General features: G+C 70.9%; 17 protein-coding genes. 7 read left to right on the top strand and 10 right to left on the bottom strand.

The genetic code is table 11. The features are described from left to right. Positions 1-21: 21 nt before the first annotated feature. Both ACZ5ID_RS09545 and ACZ5ID_RS09540 read right to left on the bottom strand, forming a co-directional pair. On the bottom strand, positions 22-528 hold the full coding sequence (locus tag ACZ5ID_RS09545) for a MarR family winged helix-turn-helix transcriptional regulator (RefSeq protein WP_468895133.1): 507 nt from the start codon (positions 526-528) through the stop codon (positions 22-24). 204 nt (positions 529-732) lie between these two features. After that, positions 733-1896: an FAD-dependent oxidoreductase gene (locus ACZ5ID_RS09540; protein WP_468895131.1), complete on the bottom strand. Its 1164-nt coding sequence runs from the start codon at positions 1894-1896 to the stop codon at positions 733-735. Between the two features lie 373 nt (positions 1897-2269). On the opposite strand from ACZ5ID_RS09540, the gene ACZ5ID_RS09535 reads away from it, so the two are divergent. From ACZ5ID_RS09535 to ACZ5ID_RS09525, 3 genes are read left to right on the top strand one after another with little or no spacing between them, the layout of a single operon-like run. Continuing rightward, entirely contained in the window at positions 2270-4270 is a 2001-nt protein-coding gene (locus tag ACZ5ID_RS09535) for an ATP-binding protein (protein WP_468895129.1), read from the top strand. Next, a complete protein-coding gene (locus ACZ5ID_RS09530; protein WP_468895127.1) occupies positions 4267-5787 on the top strand; it encodes an ABC transporter substrate-binding protein in 1521 nt (506 codons plus the stop codon). Before ACZ5ID_RS09535 ends, ACZ5ID_RS09530 begins: the two co-directional genes overlap by 4 nt. Positions 5788-5844: 57 nt before the next feature. Beyond that, entirely contained in the window at positions 5845-6432 is a 588-nt protein-coding gene (locus ACZ5ID_RS09525; protein ID WP_468895125.1) for a pyridoxamine 5'-phosphate oxidase family protein, read from the top strand. A gap of 76 nt (positions 6433-6508) precedes the next feature. On the opposite strand, the gene ACZ5ID_RS09520 is transcribed toward ACZ5ID_RS09525, so the two are convergent. The 3 genes from ACZ5ID_RS09520 to ACZ5ID_RS09510 all read right to left on the bottom strand — a co-directional run bounded on the left by ACZ5ID_RS09520 (position 6509) and on the right by ACZ5ID_RS09510 (position 8576). After that, on the bottom strand, positions 6509-6832 hold the full coding sequence (locus ACZ5ID_RS09520) for a hypothetical protein (protein WP_468895123.1): 324 nt from the start codon (positions 6830-6832) through the stop codon (positions 6509-6511). Between the two features lie 118 nt (positions 6833-6950). After that, positions 6951-7766 carry a hypothetical protein gene (locus tag ACZ5ID_RS09515; RefSeq protein ID WP_468895121.1) on the bottom strand — a complete coding sequence of 272 codons (816 nt, stop codon included), beginning with the start codon at positions 7764-7766 and terminating at the stop codon, positions 6951-6953. A gap of 207 nt (positions 7767-7973) precedes the next feature. Continuing rightward, entirely contained in the window at positions 7974-8576 is a 603-nt protein-coding gene (locus ACZ5ID_RS09510) for a TetR/AcrR family transcriptional regulator (protein WP_468895119.1), read from the bottom strand. A 72-nt stretch (positions 8577-8648) separates the two neighbouring features. On the opposite strand from ACZ5ID_RS09510, the gene ACZ5ID_RS09505 reads away from it, so the two are divergent. Continuing rightward, positions 8649-9476 (top strand): class I SAM-dependent methyltransferase, encoded by an 828-nt coding sequence (locus ACZ5ID_RS09505; protein WP_468895117.1) that lies wholly within the window; start codon positions 8649-8651, stop codon positions 9474-9476. Between the two features lie 70 nt (positions 9477-9546). On the opposite strand, the gene ACZ5ID_RS09500 is transcribed toward ACZ5ID_RS09505, so the two are convergent. The 3 genes from ACZ5ID_RS09500 to ACZ5ID_RS09490 all read right to left on the bottom strand — a co-directional run bounded on the left by ACZ5ID_RS09500 (position 9547) and on the right by ACZ5ID_RS09490 (position 12259). After that, the gene (locus ACZ5ID_RS09500) at positions 9547-10692 is read right to left on the bottom strand and encodes a serine hydrolase domain-containing protein (RefSeq protein ID WP_468896161.1); all 1146 of its coding nucleotides are present in this window, start codon (positions 10690-10692) and stop codon (positions 9547-9549) included. Between the two features lie 280 nt (positions 10693-10972). Next, positions 10973-11314: a GNAT family N-acetyltransferase gene (locus ACZ5ID_RS09495; protein ID WP_468895115.1), complete on the bottom strand. Its 342-nt coding sequence runs from the start codon at positions 11312-11314 to the stop codon at positions 10973-10975. Between the two features lie 21 nt (positions 11315-11335). Further along, positions 11336-12259, bottom strand: coding sequence for a pirin family protein (locus ACZ5ID_RS09490; protein ID WP_468895113.1), 924 nt, complete (start codon positions 12257-12259; stop codon positions 11336-11338). A 44-nt stretch (positions 12260-12303) separates the two neighbouring features. Between ACZ5ID_RS09490 and ACZ5ID_RS09485 the strand changes: the two genes are divergently transcribed. Continuing rightward, positions 12304-12492, top strand: a complete 189-nt coding sequence (locus ACZ5ID_RS09485; RefSeq protein WP_468895111.1) for a hypothetical protein — start codon at positions 12304-12306, stop codon at positions 12490-12492. A 79-nt stretch (positions 12493-12571) separates the two neighbouring features. Here ACZ5ID_RS09485 and ACZ5ID_RS09480 read toward each other — a convergent pair whose 3' ends face one another. Further along, positions 12572-13369, bottom strand: a complete 798-nt coding sequence (locus tag ACZ5ID_RS09480; protein WP_468895109.1) for a DUF2382 domain-containing protein — start codon at positions 13367-13369, stop codon at positions 12572-12574. Between the two features lie 317 nt (positions 13370-13686). On the opposite strand from ACZ5ID_RS09480, the gene ACZ5ID_RS09475 reads away from it, so the two are divergent. Then, the gene (locus ACZ5ID_RS09475; protein ID WP_468895107.1) at positions 13687-14880 is read left to right on the top strand and encodes an amidohydrolase; all 1194 of its coding nucleotides are present in this window, start codon (positions 13687-13689) and stop codon (positions 14878-14880) included. Positions 14881-15030: 150 nt separating this feature from the next. Here the strand turns inward: ACZ5ID_RS09475 and ACZ5ID_RS09470 are convergent, their stop codons facing one another. Then, a complete protein-coding gene (locus ACZ5ID_RS09470) occupies positions 15031-16497 on the bottom strand; it encodes an aminotransferase class I/II-fold pyridoxal phosphate-dependent enzyme (protein ID WP_468895105.1) in 1467 nt (488 codons plus the stop codon). Positions 16498-16707: 210 nt separating this feature from the next. Here ACZ5ID_RS09470 and ACZ5ID_RS09465 point away from each other — a divergent pair, with 210 nt between their 5' ends. After that, positions 16708-17196: a DUF5709 domain-containing protein gene (locus tag ACZ5ID_RS09465; RefSeq protein WP_468895103.1), complete on the top strand. Its 489-nt coding sequence runs from the start codon at positions 16708-16710 to the stop codon at positions 17194-17196. Positions 17197-17313: the final 117 nt, after the last annotated feature.

Genomic DNA, 17313 nt, shown 5'->3' with positions numbered 1-17313 from the left:
GCGCGTGCTCTTCCGCGGGCGTCATGTGAGCCCAGGACCGTCCGTACGCGTCCGTGCGGCATCCCGGGCCGCGAGGAAGGCACGCAGGCCGCGGCTCAGGGCCAGCCGCTCGGCCCGCGTCATCTCCTCCAGCGCGCACGCCAGCATCTGGACCCGCCGGTCGGCCACGTCCTGAAGCACATGTCCGCCGTGCGGGGTGAGGCTCAGCCGCACCTCGCGCCGGCTGTGGGGATGAAGCGTCCGCTCCAGCAGGCCGGCCGCCTCCAGCCGGTCGCACAGACGACTGGCGGTGGGGAGCCCGATGTCCAGCCGTTCCGCCAGCCCTGTCAGGTTCAGCTCCCGTGCCGACTCCAGGAAGCGAAGGGCCCTCAGCTGGTGCAGGGACAACCGTACGGGTGCCTCGTGGGCGGCCAGTGACCACAGGTTGGTCAACTGGTCCACGGCATCAGCGATGTCCCGCGCGACGGCGTCAGCGCCGTCGTCCGCTCCCTTCGCAGCGTCGTCGCCGGGGCCGCCGAGATGGGTCACAAGCGCGTCTCTTTCAGTAATCTCCGGGCTGCGCGGATGTCCCGCTCATTCAGACGCCCTACCCGGAGGACCGACGCGCAAGCCACCCCCGTTGCGGATCCCCGCCTCATCCGCCCCGCGATCTTCACGTACCCGGCGCGGGGGCGCCGGTAACGCGGCGGAAGAGCCGCGCGACCGGCGCCCTGCCCGCTGCGCGCCCCTACGTCATGATCGGGCCCCGTCATCCCGGACGTAGGCGTTGATCAGGTTGTTGATGGTGTTGTCGGTGTTGTCGGCGTTGGCGGTTTCGGCGGAGTCGCCGCCGTGACCGTCTCCGTGTGCGACGAGGGCGGCTTCGGCGCTGCGGGGGAACAGGGCCTGTTCGTATGCGGCGAGCGCGGTCTCGATGTCGCCGGGGTGCGCGGCGAGGGCCGCGGCGAGTTCGGCGCCGTCGAGCATGGCCAGGTTGGCGCCTTCGCCGTTCGGGGCAGACAGGTGTGCCGCGTCGCCGAGCAGGGTCACGCCAGGTACCCGGTCCCACCGGTGCCCGGTCGGCAGGGCGAAGAGGGGACGCAGTACGGGTGCGATGTCGCCGTCGGTGATCAGCGCGAGGAGTTCCGGCGCCCAGCCGTCGAACTCCCGCGCGATGCGTGCGGTGGCCGCGGCGGCATCGGTGAAATCAACGGCGGCGAACCACTCCTGGGGTTCCGACACACCCACGTAGACGTGGAGCGCGTTGTCCTTCTCGCGGTGGGCGAAGAGCTCCCTGCCCGGCGAGTGCGCGACCATCGCGCCGCCGCCGACCGTCTTGGCGGCGGCGGGGTGGCGGGTGTCGGCGTCGAAAAGGTAGGTCTCGACGACCGATTTCCCGATGTACTCGGGTGTGGCGGGGGAGAGCAACGGACGGACCCGTGACCACGCGCCGTCCGCGCCGACCAGCAGACCGCTGACGGCGGTGCTGCCGTCCGCGAACGTCACCTCGTGGCGCCCGTCGCCGAGGCTGCGGCTGCCGGTGGCCTTGTGCCCCCACCGGACGGTGCCGGGCGGGAGGGAGTCGAGCAGGATCCGGCGCAGTTCGCCGCGCTGTACCTCGGGGCGTCCCCCGGTCCCGTCGTCGGCCTGGTCGAACTGGACGGTCCCGTCCGGCCGCAGGACCCGCATCGCCTGGCGGCCCGCGAGAATGATGCCGCGGAACTCGTCCACCAAGTCGGCTGCTTCAACGGCCAGTTGGCCGTTGTAGTCGTGGATGTCCAGCATGCCGCCCTGCGAGCGCGCGGCGGGAGAGGGTTCCGCCTCGTAGATCGTGGCCGGTATTCCGTGGACGTGCAGGACGCGGGCGAGCGTGAGGCCGCCGAGTCCGGCGCCGATGATCGTGATGTCGGTGGTCATCGAGGGTTCCTTGCTGGTCGTGGCCTGCTGGGCGTACTCCGGCCAGGTGTGCCGGGTACGCGGGCCGCTGGGCCGGGACGTTGGCGACCGGTGCCGTGGTGCGGGTGCCGGTTTCCACCAATGTCCCGTCAGCCGTCGACAGATCACCGACACGGCACCGACACGGCGTCGACGGCGAGAAGTCGCTCCCTCCGGCTGACCGCCCCCTCCCCACGGATCGACCGCCGCCGCTGAAGGCAGCAGGTGGGACCGGATTTCCCCGCCACTTCGTCCAGAATTCACAACAGCCCTTGCAACCCCCATACACCCCGGGGATATTGCTCCTCCGCTGGTGCCACACCGTGGTGGTACCGGACCGTGGGTAGGGGGGCCAATGCCGCGGGAGTGGGCGGGGCAGTCCGAGCGTGACCGGCTGGTGCAGAGCTACGTCGAGTCGCAGCTGTTGCCCGGCGAGGGCGGCCGAGCGGCCGGGCAGCACCCTGTCACGCTGCTGCTCGGGCCGCGGGGCAGCGGCAAGACGACTCTGCTGCGGGCGCTCGGCACATGGGCGGCCGTGGGCCCGGTGGTCCGGCTCGACCTGGCCGAACTGGCCCGCCACGAGCAACGGCCCGTCGACGTCCTGCAAGCGATGGCGTACGGCATCGAACCACGCAAGAAGCATGTGCCGCGTATCTCGCTGCCCGCCTTCCACCTCATGTGTGCGGCGCTCGCGCTCGAACTCGACCCCCAGGACCGGGCGGTGGCCCGCCGCCGGCTGAGCCAGGAGCTGTCCGGGCCGCCGTCCCACTGGCTGCCGCACATCATCCAGGTCGGGCAGGCAGCGGGGTCCATGGCCGGGCTGCCGTCCCCGTTCACCGAGCTGTTCCGGGTGCTGCCCACCATCGAACGGGTGCTGAGGCACGGCCAGATGCTCCGCCGGCTCTCCAGGATCCGGCGGGCCTCGGCCGTCGCCTCCGCCCTCGACATCCTCGTCGAGCTCAACCACGCCTACCACGGCGCCGCCGCCGAGGACCGAGCCACCACCGAGCGCATCGTCTGCGGCCTGTTCCTCCAGGAACTCCGGCGCTGCTACACCAGGAAGGGCTGGGCCGTGCGCTGCCTGGTCCTGCTGGACAACGCCGACAACAAGCTCGGCGGCGAAGTGCTGCGCCTGCTCGTCCAGGAGCGCCGGGCCGCCGACCCCGACCCCCTGGTGGTCGTGGCCATGGCCGGCAGCTACCCGAAGGCACTCCAGGACGTCGACTTCGGCCGGCAGTACGCGGCCGACGGCTATCCCGGGCCGTGGCCGCCTGGCACGGCCTTCGCCCCGCAGGAGGTGACGGCGGGACTGCGGGTGGGCCGACTGCGCGACTTGACGCGCGCCGAGGTGGAGCAGCAGGCCAAGGACGTCTTCCAGTCGGCTTCCGCACCCCCGCCCCGCAGCCATGCGGGGGCACGGTGGCTGGGCTGGACGGTGTACGAGATCACCCGGGGACAGCCCGAGGCGACCGCCCGCGTCCTGGCCGCGCTGCACGGGGGCGAGCCCCTGGAGCCCTGGGAGGAGCGGCTGCGCCGCGTCCTGGAACCACGGGGCGACTTCAGTACCGCCCTGCTGGACCGCCTGCTGCCCATCGACCCGCCGCAGGGGCTGCGCGGCGCGCTGGCCAGGGCCGCCGCCGCACCGGACCTCGCCCAGGCCACCGTCGCCCACTGGTTACAGGCCGAGACCGAGACCAGGGCCCATCTGGGCCAGGAGTTCCACGCGTTCACCCGGGACCGGCTGCGCACCATGCACATCGATACCGCCACCCCGCTCGCCGACGGCCCCGCGGGCACCCCGCATCCCCTCCTGCGCCGCCTGCTCCTGAACACCCTGGAGGACCCGGCCGCACTGCACGCCGCGCTGCGCGCCGAGGCGGAGGCGCGGGGGGAGCCGGATCTCGCGGCGTACCACGCCCTGGCACGAGGCGACCTGCCCGCCGCCGCGGCTCACCTGGACGCGACCTTCGAGCAGGACACCCCGGAGCAGTGGTGTGCCCAACTGTGCCGGCTGCGCCGCGCGCCCCTGCCCCGCTCCGTCAGCGGCACCGGCAGCGATCCCTGGGAGCGTTACGAGGCGCTGGTGCGGCATCTGCGCGATGACACCGCACCCCGGCTGCGCACCGTCACGCGCCTGCTCGCCGCGAGCTGGATAGCCCCGGAGCCCGGCGAGGATCCGGCCACCGACCTGATCGGGGACCCCTACCGGGACCCGCTCGGCGATCCGTACGCCTCGCTCTACCGCGAGGTCTACGCCCGCTTCCACACCCTCGCGGCAGCCCACACCCAGCGGGTCTCCTGGGCGAACGTGCTGCAGGACAAGGCGCAGCAGTACACCGAGGAGCCCTGGCGATGAGCACACCCACCCCGAGCCTCACCCTGCCCAGACCGCCCAGCCGCAAGGTGCTGTGGTCGGCACTCGGCGTCGCGCTCGCGGCGCTGCTCACCCTCGTACTGGTCAGGGCCTGCGCGCCCGAGACGGACTGCGCGCGGGGCGTCGCCAAGAAGTCCGGCGGCGAGTGCGTCGGGGTGACCGACGGCTCCTACGCCTTCCCCGCCCTCGGCGACCTCAGCGCGCGGATCCGTGACGAGAACCGCGAGGTCGAGAAGGCCGGGGAGAAGTCGGTGGCCATCGCCTATCTGGAGTCGATGTCCGGCGGCTCGGAGGACCGCGGCCCGGAAGGCACCCGCCAGTCCGTCACCGGTGCGCTGATCGCCCAGCAGGAGATCAACGACGAGCGCGGCACCCTGCCCCGCGTCCGGCTGCTGCTCGCCAACACCGGCCGCAACGACACGTACGCCGGTGAAGTGGTCGACCAGCTCCTGAAGATGAAGGACGAGCAGCATCTCGTGGCCGTGGCGGGGATCGGGCAGAGCAACGCCCGCACGCTCGCCGCGGTCGAGAAACTGCGTGCCGCCGGGGTGCCGGTCGTGGGCGCGACGGTCGCCGGGGACGAGATGCGCTCACCCGCGCCCGGTTTCTTCCGGGTCTCCTTCCCGGCCGGGGAGCAGGCCTCGGCCGCGGCACGCTACTTCAAGCAGCAGCAGGACAGCCGGCCCGGATACCGCCTCCAGGTCGTCAAGGACAACAAGGCGGGCGACATCTACAACGCCTCGCTGTACTCGGGGTTCATGACCGCCGCGCGGCGTATGGGCCTCAAGGTCGAGACGGTGGTCCCGTTCACCTCGGGCGCGGCACCGGGCAGCGGCAACGCGCTCCGGGTGGTCGCGGAGAAGATCTGTGTTCCCGGCGCCACACCGGACGGCGTCTACTTCGCCGCGCGCGGGCGGGAGTTGCGCAGCTTCGTGGAGGCGGCGGGCGAGAACCGGCGCAGCTGTCCGGTGACCGTGCTCTCCGGGTCGAGCGCCGTGGGCATGTACTTCGGCACCAGCGGCCGTACCGACACGGCCGAACTCGACGAGCTGGGCAGACGCTGGAAGGCCAGCGGGCTGCGGGCGTACTACACGGCGTACGCCCACCCCGATGCCTCCGCCCGGATATACGGGGGCCAGGAACGCGGCCCGTTCCCCGACTTCCGGCGCCGCTACCTCGCCCTGCGCGGCGGCAGCGCGGGCGAACTCACCAACGGGCAGGCCATGGTGGGCCACGACGCGGTGTACACGGCCAGTATCGCGGCCCGCCGGGCCGTGGACACCTACGGCGTGGAGAAGGTCACCGCGGGCACAGTCCTCGACCTGCTCGGGCAGACCAACGGGACGTACAAGATACGCGGCGTCAGCGGTGAGATCGCGTTCACCCCCGACACGGGCGAGCCGTCCGACCGCCCGATGGCCCTGGTCGAACTCGGACCGCCCTCGGCGCGCGACGACGGCGGCGGACGGTACCGGTTCGTCGACACGCTGAAGCCCTGAGACTGGGCGCCAGGGTTCGTTAGACAGTCGAAGGTTTTCCTCGCATAATCCTTAGATATGGGAAAGACCTACGAACGCATCGACGGCCGGCTGCGCAGCTTCATCGAGCAGCAGCCGATCTTCTTCACCGCGACCGCCCCGCTGGACGGCGACGGTACGGTCAACCTCTCCCCGAAGGGGCTCAAGGGCTCCTTCGCGGTGCTCGACGAGGAACGGATCGCCTATCTCGACTTCGCCGGCAGCACGGCCGAGACCATCGCACATCTGAGGGAGAACGGCCGGATCACGGTGATGTGGTGCGCCTTCCAGGGGCCGCCCAACATCGTGCGGGTACACGGCCGGGGGGAGCCGGTCTTCCGTGACGACCCGCGCTTCACGGAACTGCTCGCCCACTTCCCGGACATCGACCCGGCCCTGCACGGGCTGCGTGCGATCATCGTGGTGACAGCCGAACTGGTCCGTGACTCCTGCGGATACGCGGTGCCCTTCATGTCGTACGACGAAGACCGCGACCTGCACGGCAAGCGCTTCGCGCGCGAGGACGACGCCTCGCTGAGCGCGTACTTCGCCAAGAAGGAACACATCGCGCAGAGCATGGACGGTCTGCCCGGGCTGCCTCTTCCCCTGCCGCCCAGCAACTTCTGAGCAACCGTCCTGCCCCCTGGGGAGTCGCCGACGCCTCCGCCGGGAGCAGGACGCTTCGTCGGTCACCGGCGCGCGGCTACGGGTGGTCGGCGGCAGGCTCCACGAACACCAGGACGGACGCCACCTGCGCGCCTTGTTTGTCGTCGCCGTGCTGTCCGATCCCGTAGTGCGTCTCGACCCGGGTCACGACCAGGGGATTGCCGGTGGTCCAGAGCGTCACGGACTGGCCCACGGCGGGAATGGGCAGAGGGCCTTCGAAGAGGCCGAGGTCGATGGCCTCGTCACCGCGTTGGTAGAGGAAGGTCATGACCTGGCGGGTGTGGTCGTAGGACCGCGTTTCGCTCATCTTGTTGAGGGCGACGAGAGTCTGCTCGATGGCGGTGGGGAGTCGTTCGTCCATGTGGCCATCATGCCTTTTCGGTGTGGGGGCGGGGACACGGGGCGAGAGGGTCGGCCTCGGACGGAGCGGCGCCGACGAGTCCTTGGGTTCCGGTCCGGGACCGGCGGGTTGCCGTCGCTCAGGCCTTCTCGAAGCGCCACGTCCGGTTCAGACCCGGGCCGGTGGCCTCCCGGTGGATCAGCGCGGGCCGGTATTCGCCGGTGTTGGGAAGCTGGTAGATCACGACCTGCTGGTCCGGCTTCTCCTCCAGGACCAACGCTCCGTCCCGGGCCGCCCACTTCGACACCGACGAGGTCCCGGCCTCCACCAGCCCGATGCCGCCCAGCAGGTGCGGCACGTCCTGCGGGAGCAGGTCCAAACCCCGCGCCAGACGAAGCTGGGCGCGCAACGACCCCAGACCCAGGAAACCGACGGTTTCGCGCAGATCCTCCAGCTCCTCGTCGGCGGCCAGCTCCTGAAGTCGCCGTACGGCCTCGTCCTCCTTCTCCGGGTCCGTGGTCATCGCCTCCAGCCTGGCCTGTTCCTCCTCCGCCCGGATGAGCCGGCTCAGCATGTCCGCCCGGGCCTCGTCCTTCTCCGCGGCATACAGATCGGCCTGCCCGGCGTCGAGTGCGTACCGGTTGTGCGTCGCTTGCACGACGGCGCTGATCAGCTGGTTGACGGGGCTGGTGTCCCCCTGGTCACGGCGCGTGTCGAAGTACCACGTCTCGTCCTCCGTTCCCTGCGGTTTGCGGATGGCGAGCTCGGGGATGTTGCCGGCGGCCGTCTCCCGGCCGGAAACCGCGTCGCTGCGGCTCACCCGGTGTGCCTCGTGGGGCCCGTCGGTGTCGTGGAGAACCGTCTGTTCCTCATAGAGCTCACGCGGGGCGTACAGGCATAGCCCGGTCTCGTCGTTGATGATCCGGAAGTCCCCGCTCGGAAAGCCGTTTTCCATGAGTCCTCTTCCTCGGGTACTGGGGGCAGCGCATTCGCGTGCTCTCAGGCCCCGTGCCCCGATGCGATCACCACACACGTACAGGATCGCGCCATGCGTGGGCGTCGATGGGACAACCGCCCTGGTGGCGGACCGTTTGACCCGCGCGTACGGACAGCATGCCCGGGCATCCTTGCGACCGTCCGTGGTGTCGTCGGAGCCCGCGCCCTAGACCGTTCGACGTCGTACGGCGTCGGCGATGACTGCTGTCACGAGTTTGTTGACGACGGACGTGGCCGGTGGGCCGGGGTCCCGGTCCGCGAACAGGAGATGTCCGCCGCCGACCAAGGAGAGGGTGAGTGAGCTGATGTCGGCGTCTGCCGCGATGCGCCCCAGGTCGCGCTCATCGGCCAGATAGGCCGAAATCTCGGCTGTGGCCTCGGCCAGGATCGCTATGCCGCCGCCCGGCCTCGCCTTCCGCAGTCGTGCGCGCAACTCGTCCCGAAAGGTGATGAGGGGAATGAGCGCTAGCGGAAGGGGCCCGAACAGGGTGGTCAGCGCGCTGGTGAGGTTGTCGGCGACCGTGCCGGTGCCGGCGGACTCGCGCAGTGCACGCGCCTGCTGCTCAAGCCGCGCGGCCCGATCCAGTACGAGATCGGTGAGGAAGGCGTCGAAGTCACTGAAGTGCCGGTGGAGAACGCCCTTGGCGCAGCCCGCCTCGTCGGTGATCGCGCGGCTGGTCAGGCCGTTCGCTCCGTCCCTGAGAAGCACGCGTTCGGCGGCGTCGAACAGTTGCTGTCGTACGTCGCGAAGGTGTACCCCCGTCGGCATTCGTCGTTCCTCTCGTGCGGCGGCCCGCCGGCATTCGTTGCCGAGTGGGCGCACGCCCACTAAGGTGGGCGCATGCCCACCTTACCGCGAGAGCAGCCAGAACCGCCCCCACTGGAGCCGCACAAGGCCCGGGGGATGGCCGAGTCGTTCGGCGCGGACGCGCAGCGCTACGACCAGTCCCGACCCGCCTACCCGGACGCACTGGTGAAGCGGATCATCGCCGGAAGTCCCGGGACCGACGTGCTCGACGTCGGCTGCGGCACCGGCATCGCGGCCCGCCAGTTCCAAGCCGCCGGCTGCGCCGTGCTCGGCGTCGAGCCGGATGTGCGGATGGCGGACTTCGCGCGAGCCCATGGCGTGGAGGTCGAGGTGGCGGCCTTTGAGGCCTGGCAGTCTTCCGGTCGGACGTTTGACACGGTCATCGCCGCCCAGTCGTGGCACTGGGTGGACCCGGTCGTCGGCGCCGCGAAGGCGGCCCGTGTGCTGCGTTCCGAGGGAAGGCTGGCGATCTTCGGACATGTGTACGAGCCGCCTGTTGAGGTGGCCGAAGCATTCGCCGCGGCCTATCGGCGGGCGGCGCCGGACTCGCCGCTCAACGGCCAACCGTCCCGTCGTCCGCTGGACGTATACCAGGCGGCATACGCGAAGTTCGCCGACAGGATCCGCGAGACCGGACAGTTCAACGGTCCCGAACAGTGGCGATTCGACTGGGAGCAGTCCTACACGCGCGAGCAGTGGCTGGATCTGCTGCCCACTACCGGCGGTGTGACGCGACTCCGCTCCGATCAGCTCGCCGAAATACTGGAGGCGGTCGGGCGTGCCATCGACTCCCTGGGTGGACGCTTCACGATGCACTACACCACCCTGGCCACGACCGCTGTGCTCGTCGGAACATCCTGAATCCATCCCGGTGCGGGGGGAGACGGTCGCTCACGACCGAAGGGGGCACCTCCCGCGCTCCGCGCCCCCCTCACACCCCGCAGAACTCGGCCTCCACGACCCGCTGTTCGTGGACGTTCCAGTCGCCGTTGAAGTTCAGCGACAGCACATGCCCGCCGTCCGCGGTCGACATGGTCTGCGACACGGAGCCCTGGATGCCGCCGTTGTGCCCCCATACGTCGATGCCACAGGACAGTTTGATCTTCATCAGACCCAGGCCGTAGGAGACGGTGGGCATACCCTCGATCGGCTCTGTCGTGGTCATCTCCGCCAGTCGGCGCTTGTCGAGGAGCCGACCGGAGAGCAGGGCCCGGTAGAACCGGTTGAGATCACCGGTGGTGGAGATGACTTCTCCGGCCGCGCCTGCGAGGGAGGGGTTGAACTCGGTGACGTCGTAGGTGGGACTGTTCGGTTCCGCGGGCCCGGCGAGTTCCCCGGTCAGTTTTGAGTACGCCCGCCCGCTGGGTCCCGGCACGCGGGACCGGGTGCTCGGCAGTGTGGTGGAGTCCATGTGCAGGGGGCGCAGGATCCGCCGCTCGATCTCGCGGGCGTACGAGTGCCCGGTGGCCTTCTCGATCACCATTGCGGCAAGGGTGTAGTTGGTGTCGGAGTAGCTCCACCCCGTGCCGGGGGCGAAGGCCGGCTGGTGGGTCATGGCGAGCCGGACGATCTGCTCCGGCGTCCAGGTGTCGTAGCGGTGCCGGAGGAAGTCGGTGCTGAACTCCTTCCGCTTGAAGTCCGCGTCGTCGGTGTAGCTGTAGATGCCGCTGGTGTGGTTGAGGAGCCGACGCAGGGTGATCTTCGTGCCGTCGTGGCCGTTGCCGCGTACCGCGCCCGGCAGCCAGTGGTCCACGGTGTCGTCCAGGCTCAGCCTGCCCTCGGCTTCGAGCTGGAGGACCACGGTGGCGACGAATGTCTTGGTGATCGAGCCCACCCGGAACCGGTCATCGGCCCGCGGCGGTCGGCCTGTTGTCAGGTCGGAGGTGCCCGAACGGCCTGCCCAGACGTCATGTCCCCGCTGGGCGAGCGCGATGCCACCGGGCGGGCCGCCCTGGACCACTCCGTCCAAGGCGGCCTGCGTGGCCGCGTGGTCGCCGCGTTCGGACGACATCCGACCGGTGTGCTCGGTACCCGCCGCCGACGCGGGCAGAGTGAACCCGGCGCCCAGCACGGCCATCGCGACCGCACCGACCGCCGCCACCCGCAACCTCGGCCCCCCGGGCGCGCCGGCCGCCTTCCCCCGGGGCGGTCGAGTTCCGTCTGCTGTATGCGTGTGCTCGTTCACGAAAGGCTCCTGCGAGGCCGGTGGGTGACAACTGATCTCCGTGAGCCCAGTATTTTCGGTCCGGCCTGCATCCGGGATCCCGTCAGCCACCTGCTTTGGGGTGGGGCTACCCCCCGTACCCCAGCCGTCAGCCTCCTGGCGCCGACCGGTTGGCCGAGCGGCGGTGGTGGTGTCAGCGCCCGAGCTGGGCGTCGAGCCAGGTGGTGACTTCGGGGGTCACGGGGTCGGCGATGTCGGCGAACTCGTCGTGCTTCGTCAGGAACTTGGCGACGTATGGGCAGACGGGGACGATGCGCATACCGGCGGCGCGGACGTCACTCAGTGCGTGCTCGACGAGGAGCGAGGCGAGGCCCTGTCCGGCGTACGCGTCGTCGATCTCGGTGTGGAAGAAGACCCGCTGGTCGTCGCGGTCGCGGTACGCGGTCAGACCGGCGCGGTTGTCGTCGACGAGGATCTCGTAGCGGTGCCGGGCGTCGACCCGACGGACGACGGGGGTGGTGGTGTGCTCGCTCATGGTGGGCTCTTTCGATAGGGGTCAGCGGTGGGAGGGGTTCTTGCGGGGTGCGATGACGGCGTTCGGCAGGGCGGGAGCGGGCAGCCGGTCGCCGGGGTAACCGTCGACGGTGCCGAAACGGTCGGAGGACTGCTCCCATGCCTGGCGCGCCTCGACGATGTCCTGGTGGCTGCGGCCGATGAAGTTCCACCACATCACGATCTCCTCCTCGAACGGCGGCCCGCCCAGGAGGATCGTCCGCGCCGGGCCGTCGGAGGCGTTGGCCAGCGTCAGTCGGGTGCGTCCGGGGCCCGCGTAGCCGAGTTCGGCGGGCAGGAGGGGGGTGTTGTCGAGGCGCACGTCGCCCTCGTCGACCAGCAGACCGTGTTCGAAGTCGGGGTCTACGTCGAGAGTGATGGTGGCGCCGGGATCGAGGGTGATTTCGGCGCCGAGCAGCGGGGTGAAGGTGCGGACCGGGGAGGTCTCGCCCGCGAGTGCGCCCAGAAAGACCTTGAGCTCCGCGCCGTCGACGCGCAGGGGTTCGGGGGCGTGGTGCTGGAAGTCGCGCGGGGCGTGGCGGTGTTCGGCCGGGAGCGCAACCCACAGCTGGACGCCGTGCAGCACGGTGGTGTCCGGTGCGGAGACCTCGGTATGGGCGATGCCGTGGCCGCCGGTCATGAGGTTGAGTTCGCCGGGGCGTACGAAGGCGTGGGTGCCGAGGCTGTCGCGGTGCTCGATCTCACCGCTGAAGAGCCAACTGACCGTCTGCAGGCCGGTGTGCGGGTGCGGGGCGACGTCCATGCCGCCGGTGTCGGCGACCCGGTCGGGACCGTAGTGGTCGGCGAAGCACCAGGCGCCGATGAGCGTCCGGGCCCGCTGCGGCAGGGTTCGCCGTACGGTCATCGCTCGCGGTCCGCCCAGCGGGACGTCCCGCGCGGTGAGGACCTCGACTTCCGTGTCGCCCATGTCCCCGACCCCTCTCCACCCATGTATTTTCACTTTCAACAAGCATGGGTGATCATAGTCCTGGTGACAACAGGCAAGGGGCGCAGGAACAGGCGTACGAGGAGGCGCGCGGCGTACTGGACGACGACGAGATCTTTGCGGTGGTGTGGGTGGGCATCACCATCAACGCCTGGTGCGCGCGGCGGCGGGCGGCGCCGGGCATGCGGGGGCCCGGCCACGTCGAGGGCTGGTAGCCCCGTCCTCGCCGTGGCCGGGCATCTCGTTCGTCCGGGCCGTCACACAGCTGCGGCCCGACAGCTCGCCGCGGGTGGTTCAGTGCCGCGGACCGCGCCGGTCGCCACGGCCCGGCTCGTTGCCCCGGCGGTCGCGCCTGCCGGTGCCGTCGTCGTACTGGATCTGCTCCTTGCGGACGCTCTCGGAGATCTCCTTCTGCTCGGTGACCTTGTCGGTCTCCAAGCGGACGCGCTCGACGGCGACCTTCTCCTTGCCGACGACAGGGCGTTCCGCGTGCAGGGTCACCTCGGACTCCGCCTCGCCGATGTCGGCGCGGACCTTCTCGCCGTCGCGGATCGGCTCGCGCACGACACGGACTTCCTCATGGCTGACCGGCACGGTGGTGGTCACGTTCTCCGTCACCACGACCTTGCGCAGACGCGCCCGACCGACCTCCTGCTCCTCGGTCCCGACGTGCAGACGCTCCTCGGAACGGACCAGCTCGTCCTCACTCCGCGTCTCCCGCGTGCCCGCCGCTCCCTTGCGGGCCCGGTCGGTGCGCCCGGTGCCGGGGGCACCGTCGCCGGACAGGCCGTAGTGGAGGTAGAGGGTGCGCTCCTCCTCCGCGTCCAGGTGCTGGTCCGCGTCCACATGGGGGGCGTCGTGCACATGCGCCTTGGGGTGGACGACGGTGAGGGTGTCACCGTCGCTGCGCGCCCCGGACAGCGGCACGAAGGTCTCCTTCGTGCCGAAGAGACCAGTCTTCACGGTGACCCATTCGGGGCGGCCGGTGTGGTCGTCGAGCCAGACCTGTTCGACGGTCCCGATCTTGTCGCCCTTCGGGTCGCGGACGGTGAGGTCCTTGAGCTCGCCGGTATGGAGGAATCCTGCAGTCATGCTTCATCGCTCCTTTGGAGGATGCGGCCCAGGGGATTCGGTGCGCCCCAGGGGAAAGGCCGCGCCCTGCCTCTCATTCCGGCCCCTACCAGGCAGTCCCGCAAACGGGGTCGCACTCCGTGGCGTCGGCGCGCCACGCGCTGCTGCGCCGCGCAGAGCCGTTTCGGCTCACCCTTCCGACTGGGCCGCGTTAGACCATGCGAGCGAGGCGGGTAGCCGTGCCGACGTGCAGGCATCAGGTGCGCCATGCGTGGAACACGGCTGCGTGAGACCGGCCCGGACAGCCGGGCACCCAGCACAGCAGGGCAGGGAGAGACGTGCCGGACACCCTCGAACCGACGTACGACCGTATAGGACGCAGCATTACCGCCCGCGCGGACCGGTTGTGGGACGTGAGCTCGCTTCTGCACAAGGACCCCGAACCGTCCTACGAGGAGTACCGGGCCGCGGCGACACTGAGCGGGGAACTGGAGGACGCCGGGTTCCGGGTGGAGCGTGGCGTGGCCGGTCTGCCGACGGCGTTCCTCGCGCGCACCGGCACCGGCGACGGGCCGTGCGTGGCGCTGCTCCTGGAGTACGACGCGCTGCCCGGCCTCGGTCACGCCTGTGGGCACAATCTGATCGCCGGAGCGGGTCTCGGCGCGGCGCTCGCGCTGCGTGACGCGTTCGAGGAGGTCCCGGGCACCGTGCTGGCGGTCGGCACGCCCGCGGAGGAGCGGGGCGGGGGCAAGGTGGCCGAGGTCGCCGCCGGGCTGTTCGAGGGGGTGGACTGCGCGCTGATGTTCCACCCCGGGGCGCAGAACTGGTCGTGGGCGCCGCTGACCGCCCAGCGGCAGTTGCGGGTCGCCTTCCACGGCCGGTCGGCGCACCCCACGGGCAACCCGACCGAGGGCATCGACGCCCTGGCCGCGCTGATCCAGTTCTTCAACACCGTCTCCGTACTGAGCAGGCGCCTGCCGTCCGGTTCCCACATCCAGGGCATCGTGACGCGGGGCGGCGAGGCCACCAACATCGTCCCCGAGTACGCCGAGGGGCTCTTCGGGTTGCGCGGGGCCACGACCGCCGCCCTGGAGAACCTGGTGGCCGAAGTGGGCTCCGCTGCCCGTGGTGTGGCCCTGGCCACCGGCACGAGGGCGGTGGTGGAGCCGGTGGGGGAGACGTACGAGCACTTCCGCGACAACGACGTGCTGTCGCGGCGGTTCGCCCGCCACATCGCCCGGCGCGGGATCGAGCTGACCGAGCCCGTCGCCGGGGTGTATCTGGGCTCGTCCGACATCGGCAACGTCAGTACGCGTCTGCCCGCGATCCACCCGTTCGTCGCGATCATGGGCGCCGGCGGTACGGACCACACGCCCGAGTTCGCCGAGGCGGCGGGTGGACCGCGGGCTCGCGAGGTGATGCCGGCCGCCGCCGAGGCGCTGGCCCGTACGGCGGCCGACGTACTGATCGTGCCCGGTGTCCGGGAGGAGGCGTGGGCGCGGCTGCGGGAGATGGCGACGGCCGGGCTGTGACCGGCGACGCGGGCGGAAGCGGGCCGTGCGACCGTCTTCCGCGTCGGGCGGCCCGATCCGGCCCGATCCCGCCCGTTCTCCCACCCCGTCCTGCCCGGTCCCGCGCGGGGCAGGGCAACGCCCCCGGTGCGGGACCCGGGCCCAGGTACCTCACTCCTCCACGGCCACCCGCACCGACGTGAGTTCCGCGTCGGCGGCGTCCGGGACGACCATGCCCGCGTCCACGCCGGTCCGCAGATAGCGCACCACGGCGTCGTTCAGCCGCTCGCCGGGCAGGGCCGCGGGGATCCCCGGCGGGTACGGAGTCAGCATCTCGGCGGAGATCCGGCCCACGGCCTTCTGCAACGGCACCTGTTCGACAGGCCCGAAGTAGGCGTCGCGCGGCAGGACCGCCTGCTCCAGCCGCAGCTCCTGCGGGTCGGGCACCTCCACCTGGGGGGCGGGACGCAGATCCGCGGCATGGGCCACCATGTCCGACAGCGCCGTCAGCAGCTTGTCCACACTGCGCTCGTCGTCGGCGTGGGTCAGCTGGGCGCTGATCCGCCGGTGGTCCGCCAGGTGCAGATTGACGCGGTGGTGCTCGCGCAGCCAGTCCGCCAGTCGGTACCCGGTCGTTCCCAGAGCCGTGACATCCATGGTGATCTGGAGCGGGTCGAGGTCGAAGGCGCGCCCCGGGCCGCAGAAGTCCTCCCTCCCATGCACATGCAGTCCGTCCAGCTCCCCGATGCGGGCGCGCGTCCGCATGGCCAGGGCGAGCGTGGCGTCATACAGTTCGCGCCCGTGCTCGACCATCTGCCGGCGCCAGCCGTCGAGTGCGGCGTACAGCAGTACGGAGGGGCTGGTGGTGCCCAGCAGGTCCTCGCGGCTCTGGAGGACGTGCGCCTGGACCAGATCGCCCTGGAGGTGGAAGACGGAGCCCTGTTCCAGTCCGGAGCCCATCTTGTGCACCGAGGTGACACACACGTCCGCACCGGCGTCCATGGCCCAGGTCGGCAGATCCGGGTGGAAGGGCAGGTGCGCGCCCCACGCCTCGTCGACGATGAGCGGGACACCGTGCTCATGGCAGGTGTCGGCGATCGCGGCCAGGTCCGAGCAGGTGCCGTACGGGGTGGGGGTCGTCACCAGCGCGCCGCGGGCGTCGGGGTGCTCGGTCAGTGCCGCCCGGTACGCGTCCGGCGACGGTGGGTGCGCCAGGTGGCGGTCCGGGTCCCACTGCGGATCCACCCAGACCGGGCGGATGCCGGCGAGGACGAGCCCGGAGACCACCGCCTTGTGCGCGTCCCGTCCGACGAGCAGCTTCTCGTGCGGGCCCGCGACGGACAGCATGGCCGACTTGATCGACAGGGAGCTGCCACAGGTGGAGAAGAACGTGTGCTGGGCTCCGACGGCGTCCGCCATCAGCTCCTGGGCCCGTTCGATGACACCGTGCGACGAGGTGCGGTCGTCCAGGCCGCTGGTGGCGAGCACGTCCGAGCGGAAGACGGCGTCACCGAGCACGGCGCGCACGCGTGGATCGGCGCCGCGTCCCTGCTTGTGGCCGGGCGGGGTGAACGGTGTCTGCCCCTCGGCGTGGTAGGCGGCCAGCGCTTCCAGTACGGGAGCCTTCGAGTGGTCCATGAGTGATGTGTTCTTGCGAAGGTGCCTTCCTAAACGCCTCAAGACGTGGTTTTACGGCGTGGTCTCCCACACCCGGACCAGGATCCGGAGAACGCGGGCGATCTCGCGGTGGCGCGTTTGCAGGAGTGTGGCGCGGGCACTTCGAGGATCTACGCGCGACGATCAGAGGGCGAAGCGCGATCTCAACGAGACCCCTGACGCGAGGTAGTCATGAGCGACCAGAACATGGCGGACGACGCCTACCAGCCCACCGGTACCAACGAGGAGCAGGAGGACGCGTCCCCGCTGGACCTCCAGGACGCGTTGGACGAGCGTACGTACGACGACATGCTCGACGAGGGCTATTCGCCGCCCGAGAAGCCCCTGGGCGTCACCAAGACGGGCACCACGGCCCGGGAGCAGCGCGAGGGCGAGACGCTCGACGAGCGGCTGGAGCAGGAGGTCCCGGACGTGCAGCCACCGCCGGGAGACGGCATCGGCGACCTTCCCGGGGGAGAGGGCGAGCCCCTCGATCCCGAGTCCGGCGAGAGGCGCGCGGGACGGCTCGTGGCCCCGGACGAGGGCGCCCATCCGGATACCACCAAGGAGGTCGTCGCCACCGACGAGGGCATCGACGGTGGTGCGGCCGGCGCCGAGGAGGCCGCGATGCACATCATCCGCGACGAGGACCTGCCACCGGCCGACGAGAACCGGGAGTGAGAACACGTTCCGTCCCACGGGCAGCGGGGGGGGGGGGGGGGGGGGGGGGGGGGGGGGGGGGGGGGGGGGGGGGGGGGGGGGGGGGGGGGGGGGGGGGGGGGGGGGGGGGGGGGGGGG

Source organism: Streptomyces sp. NPDC031670, from assembly GCF_055580545.1.
Note: the sequence above shows the minus strand (reverse complement) of the source record. Positions and strands in the feature narration are given on the sequence as shown.

Excerpts from the sequence above, each read along its gene's own strand:
- ACZ5ID_RS09520 (WP_468895123.1), bottom strand. The coding sequence starts at position 6,832 with ATGGACGAACGACTCCCCACCGCCATCGAGCAGACTCTCGTCGCCCTC.
- ACZ5ID_RS09480 (WP_468895109.1), bottom strand. The coding sequence starts at position 13,369 with ATGACTGCAGGATTCCTCCATACCGGCGAGCTCAAGGACCTCACCGTC.
- ACZ5ID_RS09530 (WP_468895127.1), top strand. The coding sequence starts at position 4,267 with ATGAGCACACCCACCCCGAGCCTCACCCTGCCCAGACCGCCCAGCCGC.
- ACZ5ID_RS09465 (WP_468895103.1), top strand. The coding sequence starts at position 16,708 with ATGAGCGACCAGAACATGGCGGACGACGCCTACCAGCCCACCGGTACC.
- ACZ5ID_RS09490 (WP_468895113.1), bottom strand. The coding sequence starts at position 12,259 with ATGGGCGACACGGAAGTCGAGGTCCTCACCGCGCGGGACGTCCCGCTG.
- ACZ5ID_RS09495 (WP_468895115.1), bottom strand. The coding sequence starts at position 11,314 with ATGAGCGAGCACACCACCACCCCCGTCGTCCGTCGGGTCGACGCCCGG.
- ACZ5ID_RS09470 (WP_468895105.1), bottom strand. The coding sequence starts at position 16,497 with ATGGACCACTCGAAGGCTCCCGTACTGGAAGCGCTGGCCGCCTACCAC.
- ACZ5ID_RS09510 (WP_468895119.1), bottom strand. The coding sequence starts at position 8,576 with ATGCCGACGGGGGTACACCTTCGCGACGTACGACAGCAACTGTTCGAC.
- ACZ5ID_RS09500 (WP_468896161.1), bottom strand. The coding sequence starts at position 10,692 with ATGGCCGTGCTGGGCGCCGGGTTCACTCTGCCCGCGTCGGCGGCGGGT.
- ACZ5ID_RS09525 (WP_468895125.1), top strand. The coding sequence starts at position 5,845 with ATGGGAAAGACCTACGAACGCATCGACGGCCGGCTGCGCAGCTTCATC.
- ACZ5ID_RS09540 (WP_468895131.1), bottom strand. The coding sequence starts at position 1,896 with ATGACCACCGACATCACGATCATCGGCGCCGGACTCGGCGGCCTCACG.
- ACZ5ID_RS09505 (WP_468895117.1), top strand. The coding sequence starts at position 8,649 with ATGCCCACCTTACCGCGAGAGCAGCCAGAACCGCCCCCACTGGAGCCG.
- ACZ5ID_RS09515 (WP_468895121.1), bottom strand. The coding sequence starts at position 7,766 with ATGGAAAACGGCTTTCCGAGCGGGGACTTCCGGATCATCAACGACGAG.
- ACZ5ID_RS09485 (WP_468895111.1), top strand. The coding sequence starts at position 12,304 with ATGGGTGATCATAGTCCTGGTGACAACAGGCAAGGGGCGCAGGAACAG.
- ACZ5ID_RS09535 (WP_468895129.1), top strand. The coding sequence starts at position 2,270 with ATGCCGCGGGAGTGGGCGGGGCAGTCCGAGCGTGACCGGCTGGTGCAG.